Genomic DNA, 20,093 nt, shown 5'->3' on the forward strand with positions numbered 1-20,093 from the left:
GCCGACCCCCTTCCCGCGACACGTCACGCGAAGGAAACACATCGACTCCCGTGCTGAAACGTGCGAGGAATAGCGTCGCCCTGATCACACTCCCCTCGAAGGGCACCCGATGGAAAACCACAGCACCCCGGCGCGCCGTCGCCGCATCCGATCCGCCTCGCTCATCGGCCTCGCCGCGGCCGCCGCGCTCGTCCTCTCGGCCTGCGCGGGCGGCACCACGCCCAGCGCGACCACCGGCGAGGGAGAGTCCGCATCGCTCGGCGAGATCAGCGTCCAGTACTCCTGGATCAAGAACGAGGAGTTCGCGGGCGAGTTCTACGCCTACGAGAACGGCTACTACGACGAGGCCGGATTCTCCGAGGTCACCGGCATCGCCGGCCCCGACACGGGCGTGGCGAAGCTGCTGTCGGGCACCGTGCAGTTCGCGCTCAGCGACGCCGCATCGGTCGGGGCCGCGGTGGCCGAGCAGGACGCGCCGCTGAAGATCATCGGAGCGACGTTCCAGAAGAACCCGTTCACGATCCTGTCGCTCGCCGACGGCGCCGACATCGCCACCCCGGAAGACCTCAAGGGCAAGAAGATCGGCGTGCAGGACTCCAACGCATCGGTCTTCGCCGCGCTCCTCGCCGCGAACGGCATCGACGCGAGCGAGCTCGAGATCGTGCCGGTGGACTTCGACCCGACTCCGCTCATCAACGGCGAGGTCGACGGATTCATGGCCTACCTCACGAACGAGGCGATCACGGTCGAGATGGCCGGATACCCGGTGACCAACCTCGCCTACGCGGAGAACGGCCTGCCGTACGTCGCCGAGACGTTCACCGTGACCGACCAGTACCTCGCGGAGAACAAGGAGCTCATCAAGGCCTTCCTGATCGCCGAGATCAAGGGCTGGACCGACACGTTCACGCAGTCCTCCGAAGACACCGTCGCGCTGGTGACCGAGTACTACAACGAGTCGGCCGCCGCCGGCGACCTGACGTTCGGCGAGCTCGACCCCGAGAAGGTCGCCGCAGGCCTCGCGGCGCAGGCCCTGCTGATCTCCACCGAGGAGACCGAGGCGAACGGACTGTTCACGATCTCCGACGAGCTCAAGGAGCAGACGCTCGCATCGCTGGCCACCTCCGGCTGGGAGATCTCGGCCGACCAGCTCTTCGACACGACGATCATCGACGAGATCTACGAGGAGTTCCCCGAGCTCAAGGCCTACCTCCCGTAGGGATCATGACCATCTCGTCGAACGTGGATGCCGGTGCCCGCACGGGCACCGGCATCCAGATCACCGGAGTCTCCAAGTCGTTCGCGCTGCGCGGCGGCACGTCCCTCCTCGCGCTGCAGGACACCGACCTCCACACCGAGAAGGGCTCGTTCCTGGCCCTGCTCGGACCGTCGGGCTGCGGCAAGTCCACGATCCTGCGGATCCTCGCCGCCCTCGAGCATCCGACGACCGGCACCGCCTTCGTCGACGGCGAGACCCCCGACCAGATGCGGTCGGGCAGTGAGCTCGGAATCGCCTTCCAGGACCACGCCCTGCTCCCCTGGCGCAGCGTGCGCAAGAACATCGAGCTGCAGTTCGAGGTCGCCGGGCGACGCGTCGACAAGGACTACGTCGACGAGCTCATCTCGCTCGTGGGGCTGAAGGACTTCGCGAACGCGAAGCCCGCCCAGCTGTCGGGCGGGATGCGCCAGCGGGCGTCGATCGCCCGCGCGCTCGTGCTCAAGCCCTCGGTCCTCCTGCTCGACGAGCCGTTCGGCGCGCTCGACGACATGACCCGCCAGAACCTCAACCTCGAGCTGCTGCGCATCTGGACGGAGAAGCCGGCGACGACCCTGCTGGTGACCCACGGCATCAGCGAGGCGATCTTCCTCGCCGACCGCGTCGCCGTCATGTCTCCGAGGCCCGGACGCATCAAGGAGATCATCGAGATCGACCTGCCGCGTCCCCGGACTCCCGACATGATGCGCACGCCCGAGTTCCACGCGTACGTCGACCGGGCATCCGAGCTGCTGTTCGGCTCGGACGGACGCGCGGAAGCGGAGGCGTGAATGGCCCGCGTGCGCGTCCCCACCTGGGCGGCCGGATTCATCGGCGCCGCCGTGCTGATCCTGGCGTGGTGGCTGTTCTCCCTGACGGCCTTCCAGGTGCAGGCGGGGACGAGCTTCACCCCGGTGCCCTCGCCCTGGGCCGTGTTCGCCTGGCTGTTCGTCGACGGCAACATCGCGGGGGCGTGGGGCGTCTTCCAGCCGACGATCACGGCCGCCGCGATCGGCTACCTGTGGGGCAACGGCATCGCGCTCGTGCTCGCCTCCTTCGTTCTCGTGTTCCCGAAGACCGAGACCGTGATCACCCAGATCGCCGTCGTCAGCTACTGCCTGCCGATCGTGGCGGTCGGCGGCATCTCGGTCGTCGTCCTCGGCGGCGCGAAGTCGCCGGGTGATCCGTCGGCGACGGCCATCTTCCTCTCCGCCCTCGTGTGCGTGTTCACGACGGTCGTCGGGGCGATCCTCGGCTTCAAATCCGCCGACCGGTCGTCGCTCGACGTGGTGCGCGTCTTCGGCGGGAGCTCCTGGACGCAGCTGCGCAAGGTGCGGCTCATCGCAGCCCTCCCCGCCATCCTGAACGCCCTGCAGATCGCCGTGCCGACGGCCTTCCTCGGGGCGGTGCTGGGCGAGTACCTGGGCGCGGTCACCGCGGGGGTCGGCCCCACCCTCATCCGCCTGCAGGGTCAGCTGGATGCCGCGGGCGTCTGGTCGGTCTTCCTGCTGTGCGCCGTGTTCGCGCTCGTCGCCTACGGCCTCGTCGGGCTCGTCGTGCGCTTCGTCACGCCCTGGGTCTCGGGGAGCGCGTCATGACGGAGAAGATCGTCGACACGGCGAATCCGCCTGCGCCCGTCACCGGGAAGCTCGCGCTGTCGGCCGATCCGGCGGCGCAGGCGAGCCTGGCCGCGGACCGCCGCCGCGCCGTGCGCCGCACGATCGGCCGTTCGCTCGGAAACGCGGCGATCACGTTCGCCGTCGTGCTCCTGCTGTGGCAGGCCATCATCAGCTTCAGCGGCATCTCGCCGTTCGTGGCGAAGGGACCGCTCGACGTGTGGGCGTTCCTGTTCACCGACGAGGATGCCGCCGCGCACCGGGCCGCCATGGCGCCCCTCGTCGGCCAGACGCTCATCGACTCGGCGATCGGCTTCGTGTTCGGCATGATCGCCGCGGTCGTGCTCGCGGTGCTGTTCAGCCTGTCGAAGTCCGTCGAGGCCGGCGTCATGCCCCTCGTGCTGCTCCTGCGCACGATCCCGCTCGTGTCGATCGCGCCCGTCATCATCCTCATCACGGGCCGGGGGACCGTGGCATCCGTCGCCGTCATCGGCACGATCGTGGTGCTGTTCCCGGCGCTCGCCAGCATCCTGTTCGGCCTCAGCCGCGCCAGCAGGCAGAGCATCGACGTCGTGCACGTGTTCGGCGGCGGGCGACTCACCGCCCTGCGCAAGGTCAGCATCCCCGGCGCCGGCCCGTCGCTCTTCGCCGCGGCGCGCGTGTCGGTGCCCGGCGCGGTCACGGGCGCGCTCCTGGCCGAGTGGCTCTCGACCGGCCAGGGCATCGGCGGGGCGATCCTGAAGTTCAACGCGCAGGCGCAGTTCGCGCAGCTGTGGACCTCGATCGCCCTCATCACCCTGATCACGCTGCTGCTCTACAACTTCGTGCAGATCGTCGAGAACATCGTCCTGGTGCGCATGGGCATGTCGACGTCGCACCGCTGACCGCCCCCGCCCTCTCCCTGCTGACGCCGAAACAGGGGCGGGCGGGTCAGCGGTCGGCGGCGAGCTGGAGCACCGCTTCGGCGAGAGCCCGGATGCCGAGCGCGACGTCGGCGCTCGACACCGACTCGTCGGGGTGGTGGCTCACCCCATCGGGGTTGCGGAGGAACAGCATCCCGATGTCGGTGATCGCGCCGAGCGCCATGCCGTCGTGACCCGCACGGCTGAAGATGACGGCAGGATCGTCGGCGCCGGGCGGGAGGGTGGCCAGGATGCCTTCGCGCACGATGTCCTGGAAGAGGGGCGCGCAGTGCGCGGCCGGCGCGCTGTGCACTTCGCGGGCGCGCCAGCGGAGGCCGCGACGACCCATGATCATGTCGAGGTCGTTCGTGATCGCCCCCCACACCCGGTCGCGCTCGCCGTCGAACTCGCCGCGGAGGTCGAGGCTGAAGCGCACCTCGCCCGGCACGACGTTCACCGCGCCCGGGAAGGCCTCGAACTGCCCGACCGTGCCGATGATGTGGTGCTCTGCGCGGCAGATGCGCTCCACGGCGAGCGCCGCCTCGCTCGCGCCCAGCAGCGCGTCGCGTCGCATGTCGTAGGGCGTGCCGCCCGCGTGCCGGGCTTCCCCCTCGACCTCGAGCTGGAATCGGCGGGCGCTCGCGATGGACGAGACCACCGCGAGCGATTCGCCGCGGCGGTCGAGCTCGGGACCCTGCTCGATGTGGGCCTCGAGATAGCCGACGAGCTCATCGGGATGCCGGGCCGCTTCGCCGATGCGCGCCGGATCGAGGCCGAACTCGAGGAAGGCCCGCCGCAGGGTGACGTCGTCGGCGTCGACGAGGTCCCACCAGTCCTCGTCCCACGTGCCGGCGACGGCACTGGAGCCGAGCAGCGCCTTGCCGAACCGGGTGCCCTCCTCGTCGGAGAACGCCACGACCTCGAGTGCGAACGGGAACGGCGAGAACGATGCGTCGTCGGCGCGACGACGGAGCAGGCGCACGACCTCCAGGCCCATGAGCACGCCCACGATGCCGTCGAAGCGTCCGGCGTCGAGCACGGTGTCCAGGTGCGAGCCGAGCATCAGCGCGGGCGCCTCGCGGGTCTGCGCGGGGTCGAGCCGGCCCAGCTGGTTGCCTGCGGCGTCCTGCCAGGTGCGCATGCCGATCTCGCGCATCCACTCGGCTGCGAGCCGGTTGACCCTCGCGTGCTCGGGAGACAGGTACACGCGCTCGATCTCGCCGGGCGTCGCCGTGACGCGCGCGAGCTCGTCGCAGCGGGCCATCACGCGTCGTGCGGCCGCCGCGATCGCGTCGGGCGATGCGTCGAGCAGGGGGGATGCCACGCCTCAGGCCTCCTCGCTGCCGTCGCCCGCCGGCGCGGAGGACACCGCGAAGACATCGGCCGCGGCCTCGACGCCACCGCCGACCGGAACGGCCGCGCCGAAGCGGCGCAGCACGGCTTCGAGGGCGACGAGGGTCGTGAGCACGGCGTCCTTGCGGGCGTTGTAGCCCATCGTCCCGATGCGCCATACGCGGCCGTGGAGCGGCCCGAACGACGTGCCGATCTCGATGCCGAAGTCCTCCAGCATCGCCTGGCGGGCCGCATCCCCGGGCACGCCGCCCGGGATCTCGACGGCGACGACGTTGCTCATCTTGTGCGCGAGATCGCCGAACGTGGCGAGCCCCATGCCCTGCACGCCGGCGAGCATCGCGGCGCCCGCCACCCGGTGACGCTCGATGACGGCATCCCGCCCCTCGAGCAGCAGCACGCGCGCGCACTCGCGCGCGGCGTACAGCATCGACGTCGCCTCGGTGTGGTGGTTGAGGCGGCGCGGACCCCAGTAGTCGAGGATCATGCCGAGGTCGAAGTAGTTCGAGCGCACGAAGTCGGCCGCCGACGGATCGCCGGGTTCGCGGATGCCGGCCTCCACCTTCTTGCGGGACTGCACGACCTCCACCGCTCGGGGCGAGAGTGTGAGCGGCGCCGACCCCGAGGGTCCGCCGAGGCACTTCTGCAGTCCGGCCGTCGCGGCATCCAGTCCCCAGGCATCCGCCTCGAACGCGTTGCCGCCGAGTGAGGCCGTGGCGTCGCTGTAGAACAGCACGCCGTGCCGGGCGCACACCTCCCCGATCTCCTCGAGCGGCTGGAGCATCGTGGTCGACGTGTCGCCCTGCACGAGTGCGAGCAGCGTCGGCTTCACGCGGACGATCGCCTCCTCGATCACGGATGCCGGGAACACCTGCCCCCACTCCGTCTCGATGGTGTGCACCTCGGCCATCGCGCGTTCGGCGATCTCGGCGAGCAGGTGGCCGAAGCGTCCGAAGACGGGGACGAGCACCCGGTCGCCCGGGCGCACGAGCGAGATGATGGCGGCCTCGATGCCGGCACGCGACGTGCCGTCGACGAGCACGGTCGCCTCGTTGCCGGTGGCCCACACCGCACGGTAGAGCTCCTGCGTCTCGGACATCGCACCCGTCATGAACGGGTCGTACTGGCCGACGAGCGGCGCCGACATGGCACGGAGAACGCTCGGATACGCGCCGATCGGACCGGGGCCCATGAGCAGGCGGGCAGGCGGGTCGATGGGCCCGGGGAGGGTGGTCGGCATCAGGACTCCGATCGATCGGCGACGAGGGCGGCGAGGCGTCGCGCGAGGCGGACGAGGGCGATGTCGGTGCCGGCGCGCGAGACCAGGCACACGCCCACCGGCGCGGATCCGCGCGACGCCGCGACGCTCAGCAGCGGCACCGACACGGCGGGAAGGCCCGCGATGGCGGCGGGGGTGGTCATGCGCAGCGTGGCCTGCCGGACGGCGTCGACGCGCTCGCCCCGCGCGGTGCGCAGCGGAGCGGGGCCGGGAACGGTCGGCAGGATGAGCACGGCGTCGCGGACGAACCCGGTGAGCTGCTCGCGGAGCGGATCGAGGGCGTCGCGGGCGGCGGCCTCCTGCGGCGCGGTGACGGCGGCGGCGAGCCGGAAGCGCTCGGCGACGGCGGGTCCGACCGCGCCGGGGTGCTCGCGCAGCCAGGCGCCGTTGTTGCGCCACGCCTCGGCGGCCTGCACCGTGCGGAAGGGCTCGTAGTACGCGTCGAGGTCTCCCAGCGAAATCCGCGTGAGGCGCGGGGCGTCGTCGCGCGCTGCGAGCCGCGTCAGCAGCGCGTCGAACGCCGCCCGGGTCGCCGGCTCGCACGCGGCGAGCGCCTCGTCGGGCACGAGGAGGCGCCACGGCAGGTCGGTCGCGGACTCGCCGAGGACGCTCTCGGTCGAATCCGACCCGTCGTAGCTGAGGCACCAGTCCACGACGCGCTGCAGCGTCGCGCCGTCGCGGGTGAGCCACCCGACCGTGTCGAAGCTCTGCGCGAGCGGCAGCAGGCCCTGGCGCGGCACGAGGCCGTGCGTCGTGCGCAGACCCCACAGGCCCTGATACGACGCGGGCACCCGCACCGACCCGGCGGTGTCGGTCGCGAGGGCGACGTCGGCCTGCCCGGCGGCGACGGCGGATGCCGGTCCGCTCGACGAGCCGCCGGGGAGCGCGCCGGGCACGGCTCCATTCGGAGGAGTCCCGTAGTGCACGTTGTCGCCGGCGATCGAGTACGCGAACTCGTCGGTGCGGGCGATGCCGCGCAGCGAGGCTCCGCCTCGCAGCAGGTCGCTGACGGCCGGCGCGGTCGTGGTCTCGGCCCGAGCGGAGTCGAGATACGCCGGGTTGCCGGCGCCGATGCGGTAGCCCTTGATCGCGAAGACATCCTTCACCGCCACGGTCAGGCCCGCCAGCGGTCCCTCCCACGCGCCCTGCCACAGCGGGTCGCCCACCGTCCGCCACACCGACCGGTCGAACGCGGCGGCCCGCGGAGTGACGTGTGCGGCCGTGATGAGCCAGCGCCCGTCGATCCGCTGCCAGAGCTGGGTCTGCAGTCCGGTGCCGCCGCCGGCGTAGCGCGACACCGACACGAGCAGCGCGGCATCCGGTCCGAGCGGACGGTACTCGACGCGCTCGATGCTCCGCGACGGCACTCCGCCGCGCAGGCCGCGGAACGCGCTGATCGCATCGTGGCCGACGAGGAGCCCGGCGGCATCGCCGCGCAGGGTCTGCGGTCCGGGCGCGAAGAACGCGTCGAGGGTGTCGACGTCGTTCGAGAGGATCGCGCGCTCGTAGTCGTCGAACGCCGTGAACAGGTCGGCGGGGATGCCGTCGGGGATGCCGTGCTCAGTCACGGTCGACCCCCGCGAAGTCGGCCTCGCGGATACGGGCGTGCACGCCGCACACGATGTCGACCACCTGGGAGATGTCGAAGTCTGTGGCCGCCGACAGATACGCATAGGCGAGGTGCTCGTCCATGCCGTAGCGCGCCTGCAGGAGGTCGAGCGCCGCGCGGACGCACCTCCTCATCGCCTCGCCGAGGTCGGGGTCGAGGCCGGTGGGCACGAGGTACTCGTCGGTGCGCACCAGAGGTCCGAGCACGTCGCCGAACTCGGCGAGCGCCTCGGTTCGCGGCACGACCTCGAAGCGGAGGGTCGCGCGCAGCGACGCCTCCAGCGCCGTGAGGGCGACCTCTCCGTCGCCCTGGGCGAAGTGCGGATCGCCGACGTACGCGAGGGCGCCGGCCACCTGAACGGGCAGGTACAGCGCGCTCCCCTCGACGAGCAGCTTGATGTCGATGTTCCCGCCGTGCGCGCCGGGCGGCACCGAGTGCGGCCGCTCGGATCCGGCGACCGCCACCCCCATCGTGCCGAGGAACGGCGCGAGCGGGAACTCCACCACCCGGTCGCCGCCCTCGACGACCGGGAGCACTCCCACGACCTCCCCGCCGCGCTCCTCGACGGGCGTGAAGACGCTGACGGTGCGCCCCGACCGCGGCAGCACCCCCACCAGCGCGCCCTTGCCGTGCCGGTTCGAGATCACGCCGTACGGCACCCGCGGCTCGAGCCGCACGACGGTGATCTTCAGCAGGTCGCCGGGCGCGGCATCCGTCACGTGCACCGGGCCCGTGACGACGTGCGGTCCGTCGCCGGCCGGGTCGCGCGAGAGGGCGGCCGCGATCTCGATCGCGTCGGCGAGCACGTGGTCTGCCGGGACGCCGTGCGCACCGAAGAAGGCGGCCGGATCCTTCCCCTGGTCCTCCAGGATGCCCTCGTGGCTCACGGTGTCGATCGTCACGGTGTCGCCGGAGGCGATCGTCAGCACCGGCGCATCGTCGGCGCACGGCAGACGTCCCCACAGGACGGTCGCGGGCGAGGCCGGGAGGTAGTGGTCGCCCGCGACGGCTCCGATGCCGGGCTGCAGGATGGTGGGGGTCATGTTCTCAGTGAATCCGATCGTCGGGCGATCCGCTCACACCGCGGCGCGGACGGGAGCGGAGAGGAGGCGTCCGGTGGCGGGACCGCGGAACCACGGCGCCTCGCCGGCGCCGCCCTCGCTGGCGTCGAAGACGGACTGGCCGTGCAGCCACGTGCGACGCACGCGCCCGGCGAATTCGCGGCCGTCGTAGGCCGTGATCGGGTTGCGGTGCCGCAGGCGTCGCGCATCGACCGTCATCGCATCATCCAGGCCGAACACCGTGAGGTGCGCCGGCGCGCCGACCGCGATGACCCCGGCGCCGTCGAGCCCCGCGACGCGGGCCGGCCCGGTGGTGAACAGCGGCACGATCACCTCGAGCGGGATGCCGCGTCGCCGCGCCTCGGTCCACACCGCGGAGAACCCCACCTGCAGACCGGCGATCCCACCCCACGCGAGGCCGAAGTCGCCGTCGCCGGTCGTCTTCAGATCGACCGTGCTCGGAGAGTGGTCGGTGACGATCGCGTCGATCGTGCCGTCGAGGATGCCGCCCCACAGCAGGTCGCGGTTGGAGGCCTCGCGGATCGGCGGGCAGCATTTGAACTCGCTCGCCCCGTCGGGGATCTCCTCCGCGGCGATCGTCAGGTAGTGCGGGCAGGTCTCGACGGTGAGGGCGACCCCGTCGGCCTTCGCCGCGGCGATCGCGGGGAGCGCACGGGCATCGCTCAGATGCAGGATGTGGGCGCGGGCGCCGGTGCGCCGCGCCGCGTCGATCACGGCGTCGATCGCCGACTGCTCGCTGGCCGCGGGGCGCGACGCCAGGAAGGCATCGTAGGAGCGCCCCAGCGGTCCGTCGGCCGCCAGGAGCGCCGGGTCTTCGGCGTGCACGATGAGTCGGGAGCCGAGCGCGGCGATCTCGGTCATCGCGGCGAGGAGCTGCGCGCGGTCGAGGTGCGGGAACTCGTCCACGCCGGACGGCGAGAGGAAGCACTTGAACCCGAAGACGCCGGCCGCGTGGAGAGGGGCGAGGGCGCCGAGGTTGTCGGGCACGGCCCCGCCCCAGAATCCGACGTCGACGAAGGCCGACGGCGCGGCCGCCGCCTTCTTGATCGCGAGCGCCTCGGCCGTGGTGGTCGGCGGCAGGGAGTTGAGCGGCATGTCGACGATGGTGGTCACCCCGCCGGCCGCCGCGGCGAGCGTCGCCGAGGTGAACCCCTCCCACTCCGTGCGGCCCGGCTCGTTGACGTGCACGTGGGAGTCGACGAGCCCGGGGAGCAGAACGGCGTCGTCGGGCACCACGACCGCCCGACGCGCGGCGCCCGACACGGGGCCGACCGCGACGACCACCCCGTCCTCGACGCGGATCTGCGCGGGCTGGAACCGCCCGTCGATCCACGCACGTGCGGCCCGTACGGTCAGTGACGATCGCGACACATCGACTCCTTGCTCGGATGCTCAGCCTGACGCATGCGGGTGACGGGTCCGTGACCACGCGTTTCCGGGGTGTGAACGGTGCCGCCCCTGCCCGCCCGCGGTGCGTGACTCCGCAAGAACGCCGACGGCTCGGCGGGTCGGGCGGGCGACACGCGGCGCGCACGCCGTTCCTGAGGAGTCACGCACCGGCGAACCCCGCCAGCGCCGCACGCCGCGGCGGCAGCGCGTACTCGTCGCGCTTGCTCGTGCCCACGCCCATCCGCACCATCGCCGTCGCCAGGCCCACGGCTGCGCCGACGCCGTCGATCACCGGGACGCCCACCCGCACCGCCAGGGTCTGGCAGAGATCCGTCATTCCGGCGCAGCCCAGCACGATGACATCCGCTCCGCCGGCGACGGCCTCGGCGCACAGCCGGGCGATCGTCTCGAACGACGCCGACGACGTGTCCTCGAGGTCGAGCACCGGGATGCCCGACCCGGCAAGCGAGGCGCAGGCCCGCGTCATCCCGTAGCGCTCGAGCAGGTCCTGCGCCCGCCCGAGCGTGCGGGTGAGGGTCGTGACGACGCCGAACGACCGCCCCGACAGGGTCGCGACGTGCATCGCGGCCTCGGCGATGCCGATCACGGGCACGTCGACGAGTTCGCGGGCCGCGTCCAGACCCGGATCGCCGAAGCACGCGATCACGTAGGCGTCGCTCCCGCCCGCAAGGAGGTCGCGCTCGACCAGGTCGAGCACCGCTGCGGCCGCGAACACCTCGTCGACGTGGCTCTCGATCGCGTCGGGTCCGGCATCCGGGCACACCGCGCTGATCTCGACGTCGGGTCCGGCCACCTCCCGGGCGGCGGCCGCGACCTTCGCGGTCATCGCCCGGGAGGTGTTCGGGTTGAGGAGCGTGATCCTCACGCCTTCTCCTGCGTCACGACGGGGATCTCGGCCGAGATCGGCGACGGCTCGGAGGCGGGGGTCGCCGCCGCGCCGTCGAGGGTGCCGTCGGAGATCCCGTCGGTCTCGCCCTCGAACGTGGGCACCTGCGGGTCGAGCTTCTCGAACAGCACGAACAGCCCGTAGCCGAGGGCGCACCCGATGAACCACGTGAAGTTGCCGATCCACGACATGTCGAACAGTCCCATGTCGGCGAAGGTCTTCGGCAGCACCGCGAGCAGGATCGTCGGGATCCCCGCCCACAGCAGCGTCTTCATGGCGTTGGGGTTGTAGCCGTTCTTGTACCAGTACGGACCGGTCTCCGACATCGTGAACATCTCGTCGGTCTTGATGCGCTGGCGGGCGGCGACGTAGTAGCCCGCGATCAGCAGGCCGAACAGGGGCCCGATGAGGGCGGCCAGCACGCCGAGCGAGTAGTGGATGGCCGTCGCGTTCGAATACCAGTTCCACGGCAGCAGGAACACCGAGCCGACCGCGGCGATCATGCCGCCCATGCGCCACGAGATCTTCTGCGGCGCGACGTTGGAGAAGTCGAAGGCCGGCGAGATGAAGTTGGCCACGATGTTGATGCCCACCGTCGCCGTGACGAACGTCAGGCCGCCGAGCAGGATCGCGAACGGGGTGTCGATCGCCTCGACCGTGTGGATGGGATCGAGGATGAGCTCGCCGAACACCGGCAGCGTGGCGGCCGCAGTGAGCACGGTGAGGATCGAGAAGAACAGGAAGTTGACCGGGAGACCCCAGAAGTTGCCCTTCTTCACCGCCGCGAACGACTTCCCGTAGCGCGCGAAGTCGCCGAAGTTCAGCATGGGCCCGGAGAAGTAGGCCACCACGATGCCGACGGCCATCGCCATGAGCCCGATCGTGCCCCAGAAGTCGTGCGGAGCCTGGTTCGGGTCGGAGAGGTTGAAGTCGATGTTCTCCCACCCCGCCTGCGACACGAGGTAGACCGCGAGGGCGATCATGACGACGTAGACCGCCGGTCCCGCCCAGTCGATGAAGCGCCGGATGACCTCCATGCCGTTCCAGAACAGCGCGACCTGGGCGACCCAGAGGATCGCGTACGAGATCCAGCCGAGGGCCGAGAGCCCCAGGAATCCGACATCGAGCAGCGCCTCGGAGCCGGGGATGAACTTCAGGAAGATGATGTTGAGCGACTGCGCGGCGAGGAACGTCTGCACGCCGTACCAGGCGATCGCGATGATGCCCCGGATGATGGCGGGGATGTTGGCGCCCTTGACGCCGAAGATCGCGCGGTTGACGACCGGGTAGGGCACCCCGGTCTTCTGGCTCGGCTTGGCGACGAGGTTCGTGAACACCTGCACGATCACGATGCCGACGATCAGCGCGACGAGCACCTGCCACGCCGCGATGCCGAGGGCGAACAGCGAGCCTGCGGTCACATAGCCGCCGACCGAGTGCACGTCCGACATCCAGAACGCGAAGATGTTGTACCAGGTCCACTTCTGCTTCTTCAGCGGAGCGAGGTCTTCGTTGGCGAGCCGGGGATCGTACTCCGGCTTCATGTTGCCGCCGCCGACCGGGTGACCGGCGGCCTCGACGATGTCGTGCGGACCCGTGAGGTCCGCGGGGGCGGGTGTGGTTGTCATGGCAGTACCTTCCAGGTGGGGAGCCGAACGGCTCCTCGGGTCATGGGATGGAAGACCTCGACGTGGAGTCCGCGGCCTGGTGGTGCTTGATGTGAAGCTATTGGTTCACCTTCGCGTGCGGATTTCTGCCGTGTAACGCCTGTGTGAAGTTCCCCCTTCACGATTCGCGTCTCTTATGATCGGGACATGCCCGAAGCCGTCGCCGAGCCCGCCCGCCTGGACGCCTCGGGCGACGTCGGCGCACGCCTGCGCGAACTGCGCAAGCAGCAGGGGATGCCGGGTCGGGCCCTCGCCGACAAGCTCGGCATCTCGGCGAGCGCCGTGTCGCAGATCGAGCGCGGCGTGCTGCAGCCCAGCGTGTCGCGCCTCATCGCGATCACCGACGCGCTCGGCGTCCCCCTCGCCGCCGTCTTCGACGCGCGCGCCGACCCCGTCGCCGAGGCCCAGGCGGCGGCCGGCGGCTTCGCGTTGCAGCGGGCGGATCACTCCTCGGCCGTCGTGCTCGACAGCGGCATCACGTTCCGTCGCCTGTCGCCCGGGCGCACGCCGGGCGTCGACTACTTCGAATCGACCTATCCGCCCGGCGCCACCGCGCACGCCGAGACGGAGCTGTTCACGCACGACGGCTACGAGGTGGGCACGATGATCTCCGGCGAGCTGACGATCGACTTCGACGACGAGCGCGTCGTCCTGCGGCCCGGCGACGCGATCAGCTTCCCGTGCTCGCATCCGCATCGCATCCACAACACCGGCTCCGAGGACGCCGTCGCGCAGTGGCTCATCGTGCACGCCGACCGCTGATCGTGCCCACACCGTAATCCCGGGGAAATCCGCCGGGGCTAGCCTCGCCCCATGGACCTCGCGGAGTTCAACGCGCTGACGGATGCCGAGGCATCGGCCGTCGTCGGCGTCTGGGCGGCCGTCCCGGCGTGGGTGGACGCCCTCGTGACCGCGCGCCCGTACGCGAGCGTCGCAGACCTCGACGCCGCCGCCCGGCGCGGCGCCGCGCAGTGGACGCGGGCCGACCTCGATACCGCCCTCGCTCGCCATCCGCGCATCGGCGACACCCCCGCCGGCGCCGGCGCGGAGGCCGCGGCGTCGCGCTCCGAACAGGCGTCGATGGGCTCCGCCGCGCGCGGGGTCGCCGCCCGGATCGCCGCGGGCAATGCCCGCTACGAGGAGCGCTTCGGCCGCGTCTTCCTCATCCGCGCCGCCGGCCGCTCGCCCGAGGAGATGCTGGCGGAGCTCGAGAGGCGCCTGGGCAACGACGCCGACGACGAGGCATCCGAGTCCCTCGACCAGCTCGCCCAGATCGCGCTCCTGCGACTGCGCACGACCGTCACCGACGACACCCCCGATCGGAGCTCCCCATGAGCCACATCACGACGCACATCCTCGACGCCTCCACGGGCCGGCCCGCGAGCGACGTCGGAGTCGTGCTGTCCGCCATCACGGGCGTCTCGGCCCTGGCCGAGACCCCCGGCGCGGTGCTCGCGCACGGCACGACCGATACCGACGGCCGACTCGCGATCGGGCCGGACGCCCTCGACCCCGGCGACTACTCGCTCACGTTCCTCACCGGCGAGTACTTCGCCCGGACGGGGACGCGCACCTTCCACCCCTTCATCTCCGTGACGTTCAGCGTCGACGTCGCGGACGGCTCGCCGCAGCACCTCCATGTGCCGCTGCTGCTCAGCCCGTTCGCGTATTCGACCTACAGAGGGAGCTAGCCATGGTGGACGTCCGTCTCGGCGCCAACAAGTACGGCAAGGCCGAGAACCGGGTCGTGCGCATCGTGCGCGACACGGCCCGGCACGAGATCATCGACCTCAACGTGACCTCGCAGCTGCGGGGCGCGGCGCTGGCCGACTCGTACCTGCTGGGCGACAACGCGCTCGTCGTGGCGACCGACACGCAGAAGAACACGGCGTTCGCGTTCGCCAAGGAGCACGGCATCCCGTCGCCCGAGGAGTATCTCCTGAAGCTCTCGGAGCACTTCGTCGGCTCGTTCGACTGGATCGACGGCGGGCTCTGGCAGGCCGAGCAGTACGAGTGGGATCGCATCGTCGCGGACGGAGCACCGCACGACCACTCGTTCGTGCGCCGGGGCCAGGGCACACGGCTGGCGGCGGTGCAGGTCGTCGACGGCGCCACGCACGTCACGGGCGGCGTCACCGACCTGACGGTGCTCAAATCGACCGGCAGCGCGTTCGCGGGATTCCCCCGCGACGCGTACACGACGCTCGTCGAGACCGACGACCGCATCATGGCCACCTCGATCACCGGCCGGTGGCGGTTCCTGCCGTCGGCCGTCGAGGCGGGCATCGACTACAACGCTCTCTACGACGAGGTCTGCGCCGTGCTGCTGTCGACGTTCGCGACGGTGCACTCCCTGGCGCTTCAGCAGACCCTCTTCGCGATGGGCAAGGCGGCGATCGAGGCGCGCCCCGAGATCGCCGAGGTGAAGTTCGCGATGCCCAACAAGCATCACTTCGTCTACGACCTCGCCCCCTTCGGCCTGGAGAATCCGGGTGAGGTGTTCATCGCGGCGGACCGACCGTACGGACTCATCGAGGGCACCGTGGTGCGCGCAGGGGTCGACAGCGCTCCGGATGCCTGGCTCGACATCCCGTCGTCGATCTGAGTCGCCCGCTCCTCGAACTACGCTGGTCGGATGCGCGCACACCTCGCTTCGATCTCCCTCCTCGTCCTCGGTCTCGGCCTGGTCTCCGGGTGCGCCACGAGCACTCCGGCGGAGGTTCCGGATGCCACGACCGCGCCGTCGGGCGCCTGCGCCTACGCCGAGGCTCCCGGAGCCGTCCGCGACGTGACGCCGCCGCCGGCCGAGCCCGAGGTCTCGGGCACCGTGACCGCCGTCATGACCACGTCGGCGGGTGAGATCCCGCTCACCCTCGACGCCGACGCGACGCCGTGCACGGTCGGCAGCTTCGTGTCGCTCGCCGAGCAGGGCTACTTCGACGACACCGAATGCCACCGGCTGACGACCTCCGACATCTTCGTGCTGCAGTGCGGCGACCCGTCGGCGACGGGCATGGGCGGCCCGGGCTACCGGTTCGGCGATGAGCTCTCCGGGTCGGAGACCTACCCCGCGGGCACGCTGGCCATGGCCAACGCCGGCCCCGACACGAACGGCTCGCAGTTCTTCCTCGTGTACGAGGACACGCAGCTCCCGCCGTCGTTCACGGTCTTCGGGCAGATGGACGCCGCGGGCCTCGACGTCGTGCGCGCGATCGCGGATGCCGGCGTCGAGGGCGGCGCGGGCGGCGGAGCACCCGCCACCCCCGTCGTGATCGACGCAGTCACGATCGGCTGATCCGGCCCTTGGGTGGGGACGCCCGGATCGGGCCCGGGCATCCCCACCACACCTTCTCCTAGCCCTTTCCGGGCTCGGTGGTCTTCTTCTCGTCGAGCACGACGGTGTCGATGAGCCCGGTGCCCTCGGCCTCGGGGTGCACGAGCGCGGCCGCCGCCGGGCCGCGCACGGCGTCGGAGGCGCCGATCGCAGGATCGTCCGCGTGCTCGCGTCGCATCTCCTCGGTGTTGAGCAGCAGGTTCAGCAGGATCGCCACGATGGCGCCCGCGCTGATGCCCGAGTCGAAGATCAGCTGGAACCAGTCCGGGAACCGGTCGTAGATCGTCGGCGTGACCGTGGGCAGGAGGGCGACGCCGACCGAGATCGCGACGATCAGCACGTTCTTGTTGTTGAACCGCACCTTCGCGAGCGTGCGGATGCCGGAGGCGGCCACCATGCCGAACAGGGCGATCCCGGCCCCTCCCAGCACCGCGCGCGGCACCCCCTCGACGATCGCCGAGATCTTGGGGATGAGGCCGAGGACCACCAGGATCACCCCCGCCATCGTCGCGACGTACCTCGAGCGCACACCGGTGAGCGAGACCAGCCCCACGTTCTGGGCGAATGCCGTGTAGGGGAACGTGTTGAAGACACCGCCGAGCACGGTGCCCAGACCGTCGGCGCGGAGGCCGTCGGCGAGCTGACGACGCGTCACGGGCTTGTCGACGATCTCTCCGACGGCGATCATGTCGCCGGTGGTCTCGGTCATGATCACGATGCCGACGATGATCATCGACACGATCGAGGCGAGCTCGAAGGTGGGCAGCCCGAAGTGGAACGGCGTGACGAAGGCGAACCATCCGGCGTCGCCGACACCGGTCCAGTCGACCATCCCGGGCACGAACAGTGCGGCGATCGTGCCGAACACGAGACCCAGCAGCACCGAGACCCGTGCGAGCGCGGCCGGGGCGAAGCGCTCGACGAGCACGATGAACAGGAGCGTGCCGAACGCGAAGGCGACGTTGATCGGCGGTGCACCGGGCTCTTCGGGCGTCGTGCCGCTGACGATCCATCCCGCGGCCACACGCATGAGCGACAGGCCGATGATCAGGATGACCGTCCCCGTCACGATCGGGGGGAAGAACCTCAGCAGCTGCGCGAAGAAGGGCGCGATCAGCACCATGAACAGACCGCACGCGATCACCGAACCGAAGATCGCCGTGATGCCGTGCTGCGTCCCGATGGCGATCATCGGTCCGACTGCGGCGAAGGTGACGCCCTGCATGAGCGGGAGCCGCACACCGAAGCGCCAGAACCCGACCGACTGCACGATCGTCGCCACCCCGGCGATGAACAGGTCGGCGCTGATGAGGAAGGCGAGGTCGCCGGCGGAGTAGCCCAGCGCCCCGCCCACGATGAGCGGCACCGCCACGGCGCCCGCATAGAGCGCGAGCACGTGCTGCAGGCCGAGGGGGAAGAGCCGGGCGAGCGGAGGGATGCCGTCGACGGAGTTGTCCGCCTTGCGCGCGGCCCGCTTCGCCGCCTTGTCGGCGGCGTCCTGCGCCGCGCGTTCCGTCGTGGTCATCGGCTCTCCCTGCTCTCGGGAGGCGGCGCCGGTGCGGGCATCCGCCTCGTCGCTACCGTGGAGACTAGAAGGACAGACCGCGTGCCCGCGAGGCATCCGGCCCACCTGTCGCAGAGGATTAACCGTCACGTCACATGTCGGCAATCCACTTCTTCGACACTCGACACGTCGGCTCGCTACCGCGATCGGCCGGAGAGGCGCACGCATGACGATCTACCGCGGCCACCTCGTGCACATCGCCGGCGCCCCGTCGCTCCCGCGTTCGCGCGATCATCTCGTCTCGGAGCCGGACGGCGCGCTCGTCGTCGACGCCGCCGGGAGGGTCGCCTACGCGGGGTCGTGGGCCGACGTGCCCGCAGCCTTCGCGCGCGACACGGTGATCCGCACCGGCGGGTGCCTCCTCCCGGGGTTCGTCGACACGCACCTGCACTTCCCGCAGACCTTCACGACCGATGCGTTCGGCGGCGGACAGCTGCTGGAGTGGCTGGAGCACTGCGTGTTCCCCGCCGAGTCACGGCTGAGCGACGCGGCCTACGCCGATGTCGTCGCGCGGGCGTTCGTGCGCCGTCGTGTGGCCGTGGGCACCACCGCCGCGCTCGTGTTCGGCTCCGCCTTCCCCGCCGCGCAGGACGCGCTGTTCGGGCGGACGCTGGAGGCCGGTCTGCGCATCGTGAGCGGCCGGGGCATCCAGACGGTCGGATCGCCCTCCGCCGCCGCCCTCCTGACCGGCGAGGACGAGGCGATCGCGCTGACCCGCGACGAGATCGACCGCTGGCACGGCGTCGAGGCGAGCGGTCGTGCGGTCGAGGCGCGACGGGCCCTCGCCCAGGTCGCCGTCGTGCCGCGGTTCAGCCTCTCCGTCACCACCGAGACCCTGCGCCGACTCGGCGATCTCTACGGCGAGGTGCGCGCGGAGGGGGTCTATTTCCACTCCCACCTCAACGAGAACGACCGCCCCGACGACGGCGAGATCGCCGCGGTGCGAGACGTCTTCGGGGTGCGCGACTACCTCGACACGTACGACGGTCTCTTCCTGACCGGTTCGCAGCGCGGCGGGGAGACCCTCCTCGGGCGCCGCAGCATCCTGGCCCACGCCGTGCACACGCACGACCGCGAGCTCGGGCGCCTCGCCGAGACCGGGTCCTCGATCGCGCACTGCCCGACGTCGCAGCAGTTCCTCGGCAGCGGCACGATGCCGTGGCGGCGCACGGTGCGCTCGGGCGTGACGATCGCGATGGGCTCCGACATCGGCGCGGGCGACGAGTGGCTGATCCCGCGTGTGCTCAACGACGCGTTCAAGGTGCACATGAGCGAGGAGGGCCTGCTCGCCACGGCCATCGATCCCGCACAGCTGCTGTTCCTGGGCACCCTCGCGGGGGCTCGCGCGCTCGATCAGGAGGACGTGTTCGGCAACTTCGACGTCGGGAAGGAGGCCGACTTCGTGATCGTCGACCCGACGCGACAGGACGGCTTCGCCGAGACGCTGTCGTTCGCGGCCGAGCAGGGCCCGGAGGCGCACCTGTTCACGCTGCTCATGGGGATGCGCGAGGCATCCGTCGCCGCCGTCCACGTGCGCGGACGGCGGGTCGCCGGGCCCGAGTGATCCGGGTCAGACCTCGAACAGCGCGTGCACGTCGCCCACGACGTCGCGCCCGCCCAGGGCGCACAGCTCCATCAGCACGCTCGTGCCGATGACGACGCCGCCGAGCGCCGGGACGAGTTCGTGGGCGGCCTGGATCGTGCCGCCCGTGGCGAGGATGTCGTCGACCAGCAGCACCCGCGTGCCGGGGGTCATGTCGTCGTGCGCCTCGATCGTGGCCGTGCCGTACTCCAGCGCGTACGAGACGGATGCCGCGGGCCGGGGCAGCTTGCCCGCCTTGCGGATGGGCACCAGGCCCACCTGCGCCGCGGTGGCGACGGCGCCGGCCAGCAGGAAGCCGCGGGCCTCGATGCCGGCGACGACGTCGAACCGACCGGCGAACGGCTCGATCATGGCGTCGATCACCGCACGCAGGGCGGCGGCATCGACCAGCAGCGGTGTGATGTCGCGGAAGAGCACTCCCGGCTCCGGGTAATCGGGGATCGTCGTGATGAGCGATTCGGCACGGGCGAGCTCGGCGTTCTGCACGGGACCACCCTACGCGGGCAGGTGCGACTGCAAGCGCTTGCAGTACTCTG

General features: G+C 71.1%; 19 protein-coding genes. 10 read left to right on the forward strand and 9 right to left on the reverse strand.

Translation table 11 applies throughout. The features are described from left to right. Positions 1 to 109: 109 nt before the first annotated feature. The 4 genes from B0B14_RS11255 to B0B14_RS11270 are packed head-to-tail and all read left to right on the forward strand — an operon-like array spanning position 110 to position 3,755. A complete protein-coding gene (locus tag B0B14_RS11255; protein ID WP_076681831.1) occupies positions 110 to 1,219 on the forward strand; it encodes an ABC transporter substrate-binding protein in 1,110 nt (369 codons plus the stop codon). A gap of 5 nt (positions 1,220 to 1,224) precedes the next feature. Further along, positions 1,225 to 2,046, forward strand: a complete 822-nt coding sequence (locus B0B14_RS11260; RefSeq protein ID WP_179085313.1) for an ABC transporter ATP-binding protein — start codon at positions 1,225 to 1,227, stop codon at positions 2,044 to 2,046. After that, complete coding sequence (locus B0B14_RS11265) at positions 2,047 to 2,853, forward strand: ABC transporter permease (protein WP_076681834.1); 807 nt, start codon at positions 2,047 to 2,049, stop codon at positions 2,851 to 2,853. Next, the gene (locus tag B0B14_RS11270; RefSeq protein ID WP_076681838.1) at positions 2,850 to 3,755 is read left to right on the forward strand and encodes an ABC transporter permease; all 906 of its coding nucleotides are present in this window, start codon (positions 2,850 to 2,852) and stop codon (positions 3,753 to 3,755) included. The genes B0B14_RS11265 and B0B14_RS11270 overlap by 4 nt, the downstream gene beginning before the upstream one ends. A gap of 46 nt (positions 3,756 to 3,801) precedes the next feature. Here B0B14_RS11270 and B0B14_RS11275 read toward each other — a convergent pair whose 3' ends face one another. The 7 genes from B0B14_RS11275 to B0B14_RS11305 all read right to left on the reverse strand — a co-directional run bounded on the left by B0B14_RS11275 (position 3,802) and on the right by B0B14_RS11305 (position 13,017). Beyond that, positions 3,802 to 5,097 (reverse strand): allantoate amidohydrolase, encoded by a 1,296-nt coding sequence (locus B0B14_RS11275; RefSeq protein ID WP_076681843.1) that lies wholly within the window; start codon positions 5,095 to 5,097, stop codon positions 3,802 to 3,804. 3 nt (positions 5,098 to 5,100) lie between these two features. Further along, positions 5,101 to 6,363 (reverse strand): pyridoxal-phosphate-dependent aminotransferase family protein, encoded by a 1,263-nt coding sequence (locus B0B14_RS11280; protein ID WP_076681846.1) that lies wholly within the window; start codon positions 6,361 to 6,363, stop codon positions 5,101 to 5,103. Further along, positions 6,363 to 7,970 (reverse strand): AtzH-like domain-containing protein, encoded by a 1,608-nt coding sequence (locus B0B14_RS11285; RefSeq protein ID WP_256714369.1) that lies wholly within the window; start codon positions 7,968 to 7,970, stop codon positions 6,363 to 6,365. The genes B0B14_RS11280 and B0B14_RS11285 overlap by 1 nt, the downstream gene beginning before the upstream one ends. Next, the gene (locus B0B14_RS11290) at positions 7,963 to 9,054 is read right to left on the reverse strand and encodes an acetamidase/formamidase family protein (protein WP_076681849.1); all 1,092 of its coding nucleotides are present in this window, start codon (positions 9,052 to 9,054) and stop codon (positions 7,963 to 7,965) included. The genes B0B14_RS11285 and B0B14_RS11290 overlap by 8 nt, the downstream gene beginning before the upstream one ends. Positions 9,055 to 9,087: 33 nt before the next feature. Further along, complete coding sequence (gene allB / locus B0B14_RS11295; RefSeq protein WP_076681853.1) at positions 9,088 to 10,464, reverse strand: allantoinase AllB; 1,377 nt, start codon at positions 10,462 to 10,464, stop codon at positions 9,088 to 9,090. A 178-nt stretch (positions 10,465 to 10,642) separates the two neighbouring features. Next, a complete protein-coding gene (locus B0B14_RS11300; RefSeq protein WP_076681856.1) occupies positions 10,643 to 11,368 on the reverse strand; it encodes an aspartate/glutamate racemase family protein in 726 nt (241 codons plus the stop codon). Continuing rightward, positions 11,365 to 13,017, reverse strand: coding sequence for an NCS1 family nucleobase:cation symporter-1 (locus B0B14_RS11305; RefSeq protein WP_076681858.1), 1,653 nt, complete (start codon positions 13,015 to 13,017; stop codon positions 11,365 to 11,367). Before B0B14_RS11305 ends, B0B14_RS11300 begins: the two co-directional genes overlap by 4 nt. 186 nt (positions 13,018 to 13,203) lie before the next feature. Between B0B14_RS11305 and B0B14_RS11310 the strand changes: the two genes are divergently transcribed. Genes B0B14_RS11310 through B0B14_RS11330 form a run of 5 tightly spaced genes read left to right on the forward strand, consistent with a single transcriptional unit; the run spans position 13,204 to position 16,351 of the window. Next, entirely contained in the window at positions 13,204 to 13,818 is a 615-nt protein-coding gene (locus tag B0B14_RS11310) for a helix-turn-helix domain-containing protein (protein WP_076681861.1), read from the forward strand. A 51-nt stretch (positions 13,819 to 13,869) separates the two neighbouring features. After that, complete coding sequence (uraD, locus tag B0B14_RS11315; protein WP_076681864.1) at positions 13,870 to 14,391, forward strand: 2-oxo-4-hydroxy-4-carboxy-5-ureidoimidazoline decarboxylase; 522 nt, start codon at positions 13,870 to 13,872, stop codon at positions 14,389 to 14,391. Next, positions 14,388 to 14,747 carry a hydroxyisourate hydrolase gene (uraH, locus tag B0B14_RS11320; RefSeq protein ID WP_076681866.1) on the forward strand — a complete coding sequence of 120 codons (360 nt, stop codon included), beginning with the start codon at positions 14,388 to 14,390 and terminating at the stop codon, positions 14,745 to 14,747. The genes uraD and uraH overlap by 4 nt, the downstream gene beginning before the upstream one ends. Before the next feature lie 2 nt (positions 14,748 to 14,749). Then, positions 14,750 to 15,661 (forward strand): factor-independent urate hydroxylase, encoded by a 912-nt coding sequence (pucL, locus tag B0B14_RS11325; RefSeq protein WP_076681869.1) that lies wholly within the window; start codon positions 14,750 to 14,752, stop codon positions 15,659 to 15,661. A gap of 30 nt (positions 15,662 to 15,691) precedes the next feature. Next, positions 15,692 to 16,351, forward strand: a complete 660-nt coding sequence (locus B0B14_RS11330; protein WP_076681872.1) for a peptidylprolyl isomerase — start codon at positions 15,692 to 15,694, stop codon at positions 16,349 to 16,351. A 58-nt stretch (positions 16,352 to 16,409) separates the two neighbouring features. Here B0B14_RS11330 and B0B14_RS11335 read toward each other — a convergent pair whose 3' ends face one another. Then, positions 16,410 to 17,915, reverse strand: a complete 1,506-nt coding sequence (locus B0B14_RS11335) for a nucleobase:cation symporter-2 family protein (protein WP_083710563.1) — start codon at positions 17,913 to 17,915, stop codon at positions 16,410 to 16,412. 205 nt (positions 17,916 to 18,120) lie between these two features. Here B0B14_RS11335 and B0B14_RS11340 point away from each other — a divergent pair, with 205 nt between their 5' ends. Beyond that, positions 18,121 to 19,518, forward strand: a complete 1,398-nt coding sequence (locus B0B14_RS11340; protein WP_143733710.1) for an amidohydrolase family protein — start codon at positions 18,121 to 18,123, stop codon at positions 19,516 to 19,518. A gap of 6 nt (positions 19,519 to 19,524) precedes the next feature. Here B0B14_RS11340 and B0B14_RS11345 read toward each other — a convergent pair whose 3' ends face one another. Next, positions 19,525 to 20,043, reverse strand: a complete 519-nt coding sequence (locus B0B14_RS11345) for an adenine phosphoribosyltransferase (protein ID WP_076681875.1) — start codon at positions 20,041 to 20,043, stop codon at positions 19,525 to 19,527. Positions 20,044 to 20,093 lie beyond the last annotated feature (50 nt).

This window comes from Microbacterium sp. RU33B (assembly GCF_900155915.1).
In the GTDB taxonomy this organism is placed as follows: Bacteria; Actinomycetota; Actinomycetes; order Actinomycetales; family Microbacteriaceae; genus Microbacterium.

What these genes read in the sequence shown, in the direction of transcription:
- B0B14_RS11255 (WP_076681831.1), top strand. Translation starts at nt 110, where the DNA reads ATGGAAAACCACAGCACCCCGGCGCGCCGTCGCCGCATCCGATCCGCC.
- B0B14_RS11260 (WP_179085313.1), top strand. Translation starts at nt 1,225, where the DNA reads ATGACCATCTCGTCGAACGTGGATGCCGGTGCCCGCACGGGCACCGGC.
- B0B14_RS11265 (WP_076681834.1), top strand. Translation starts at nt 2,047, where the DNA reads ATGGCCCGCGTGCGCGTCCCCACCTGGGCGGCCGGATTCATCGGCGCC.
- B0B14_RS11270 (WP_076681838.1), top strand. Translation starts at nt 2,850, where the DNA reads ATGACGGAGAAGATCGTCGACACGGCGAATCCGCCTGCGCCCGTCACC.
- B0B14_RS11280 (WP_076681846.1), bottom strand. Translation starts at nt 6,363, where the DNA reads ATGCCGACCACCCTCCCCGGGCCCATCGACCCGCCTGCCCGCCTGCTC.
- B0B14_RS11290 (WP_076681849.1), bottom strand. Translation starts at nt 9,054, where the DNA reads ATGACCCCCACCATCCTGCAGCCCGGCATCGGAGCCGTCGCGGGCGAC.
- B0B14_RS11305 (WP_076681858.1), bottom strand. Translation starts at nt 13,017, where the DNA reads ATGACAACCACACCCGCCCCCGCGGACCTCACGGGTCCGCACGACATC.
- B0B14_RS11310 (WP_076681861.1), top strand. Translation starts at nt 13,204, where the DNA reads ATGCCCGAAGCCGTCGCCGAGCCCGCCCGCCTGGACGCCTCGGGCGAC.
- uraD (WP_076681864.1), top strand. Translation starts at nt 13,870, where the DNA reads ATGGACCTCGCGGAGTTCAACGCGCTGACGGATGCCGAGGCATCGGCC.
- uraH (WP_076681866.1), top strand. Translation starts at nt 14,388, where the DNA reads ATGAGCCACATCACGACGCACATCCTCGACGCCTCCACGGGCCGGCCC.
- pucL (WP_076681869.1), top strand. Translation starts at nt 14,750, where the DNA reads ATGGTGGACGTCCGTCTCGGCGCCAACAAGTACGGCAAGGCCGAGAAC.
- B0B14_RS11330 (WP_076681872.1), top strand. Translation starts at nt 15,692, where the DNA reads ATGCGCGCACACCTCGCTTCGATCTCCCTCCTCGTCCTCGGTCTCGGC.
- B0B14_RS11335 (WP_083710563.1), bottom strand. Translation starts at nt 17,915, where the DNA reads ATGACCACGACGGAACGCGCGGCGCAGGACGCCGCCGACAAGGCGGCG.
- B0B14_RS11340 (WP_143733710.1), top strand. Translation starts at nt 18,121, where the DNA reads ATGACGATCTACCGCGGCCACCTCGTGCACATCGCCGGCGCCCCGTCG.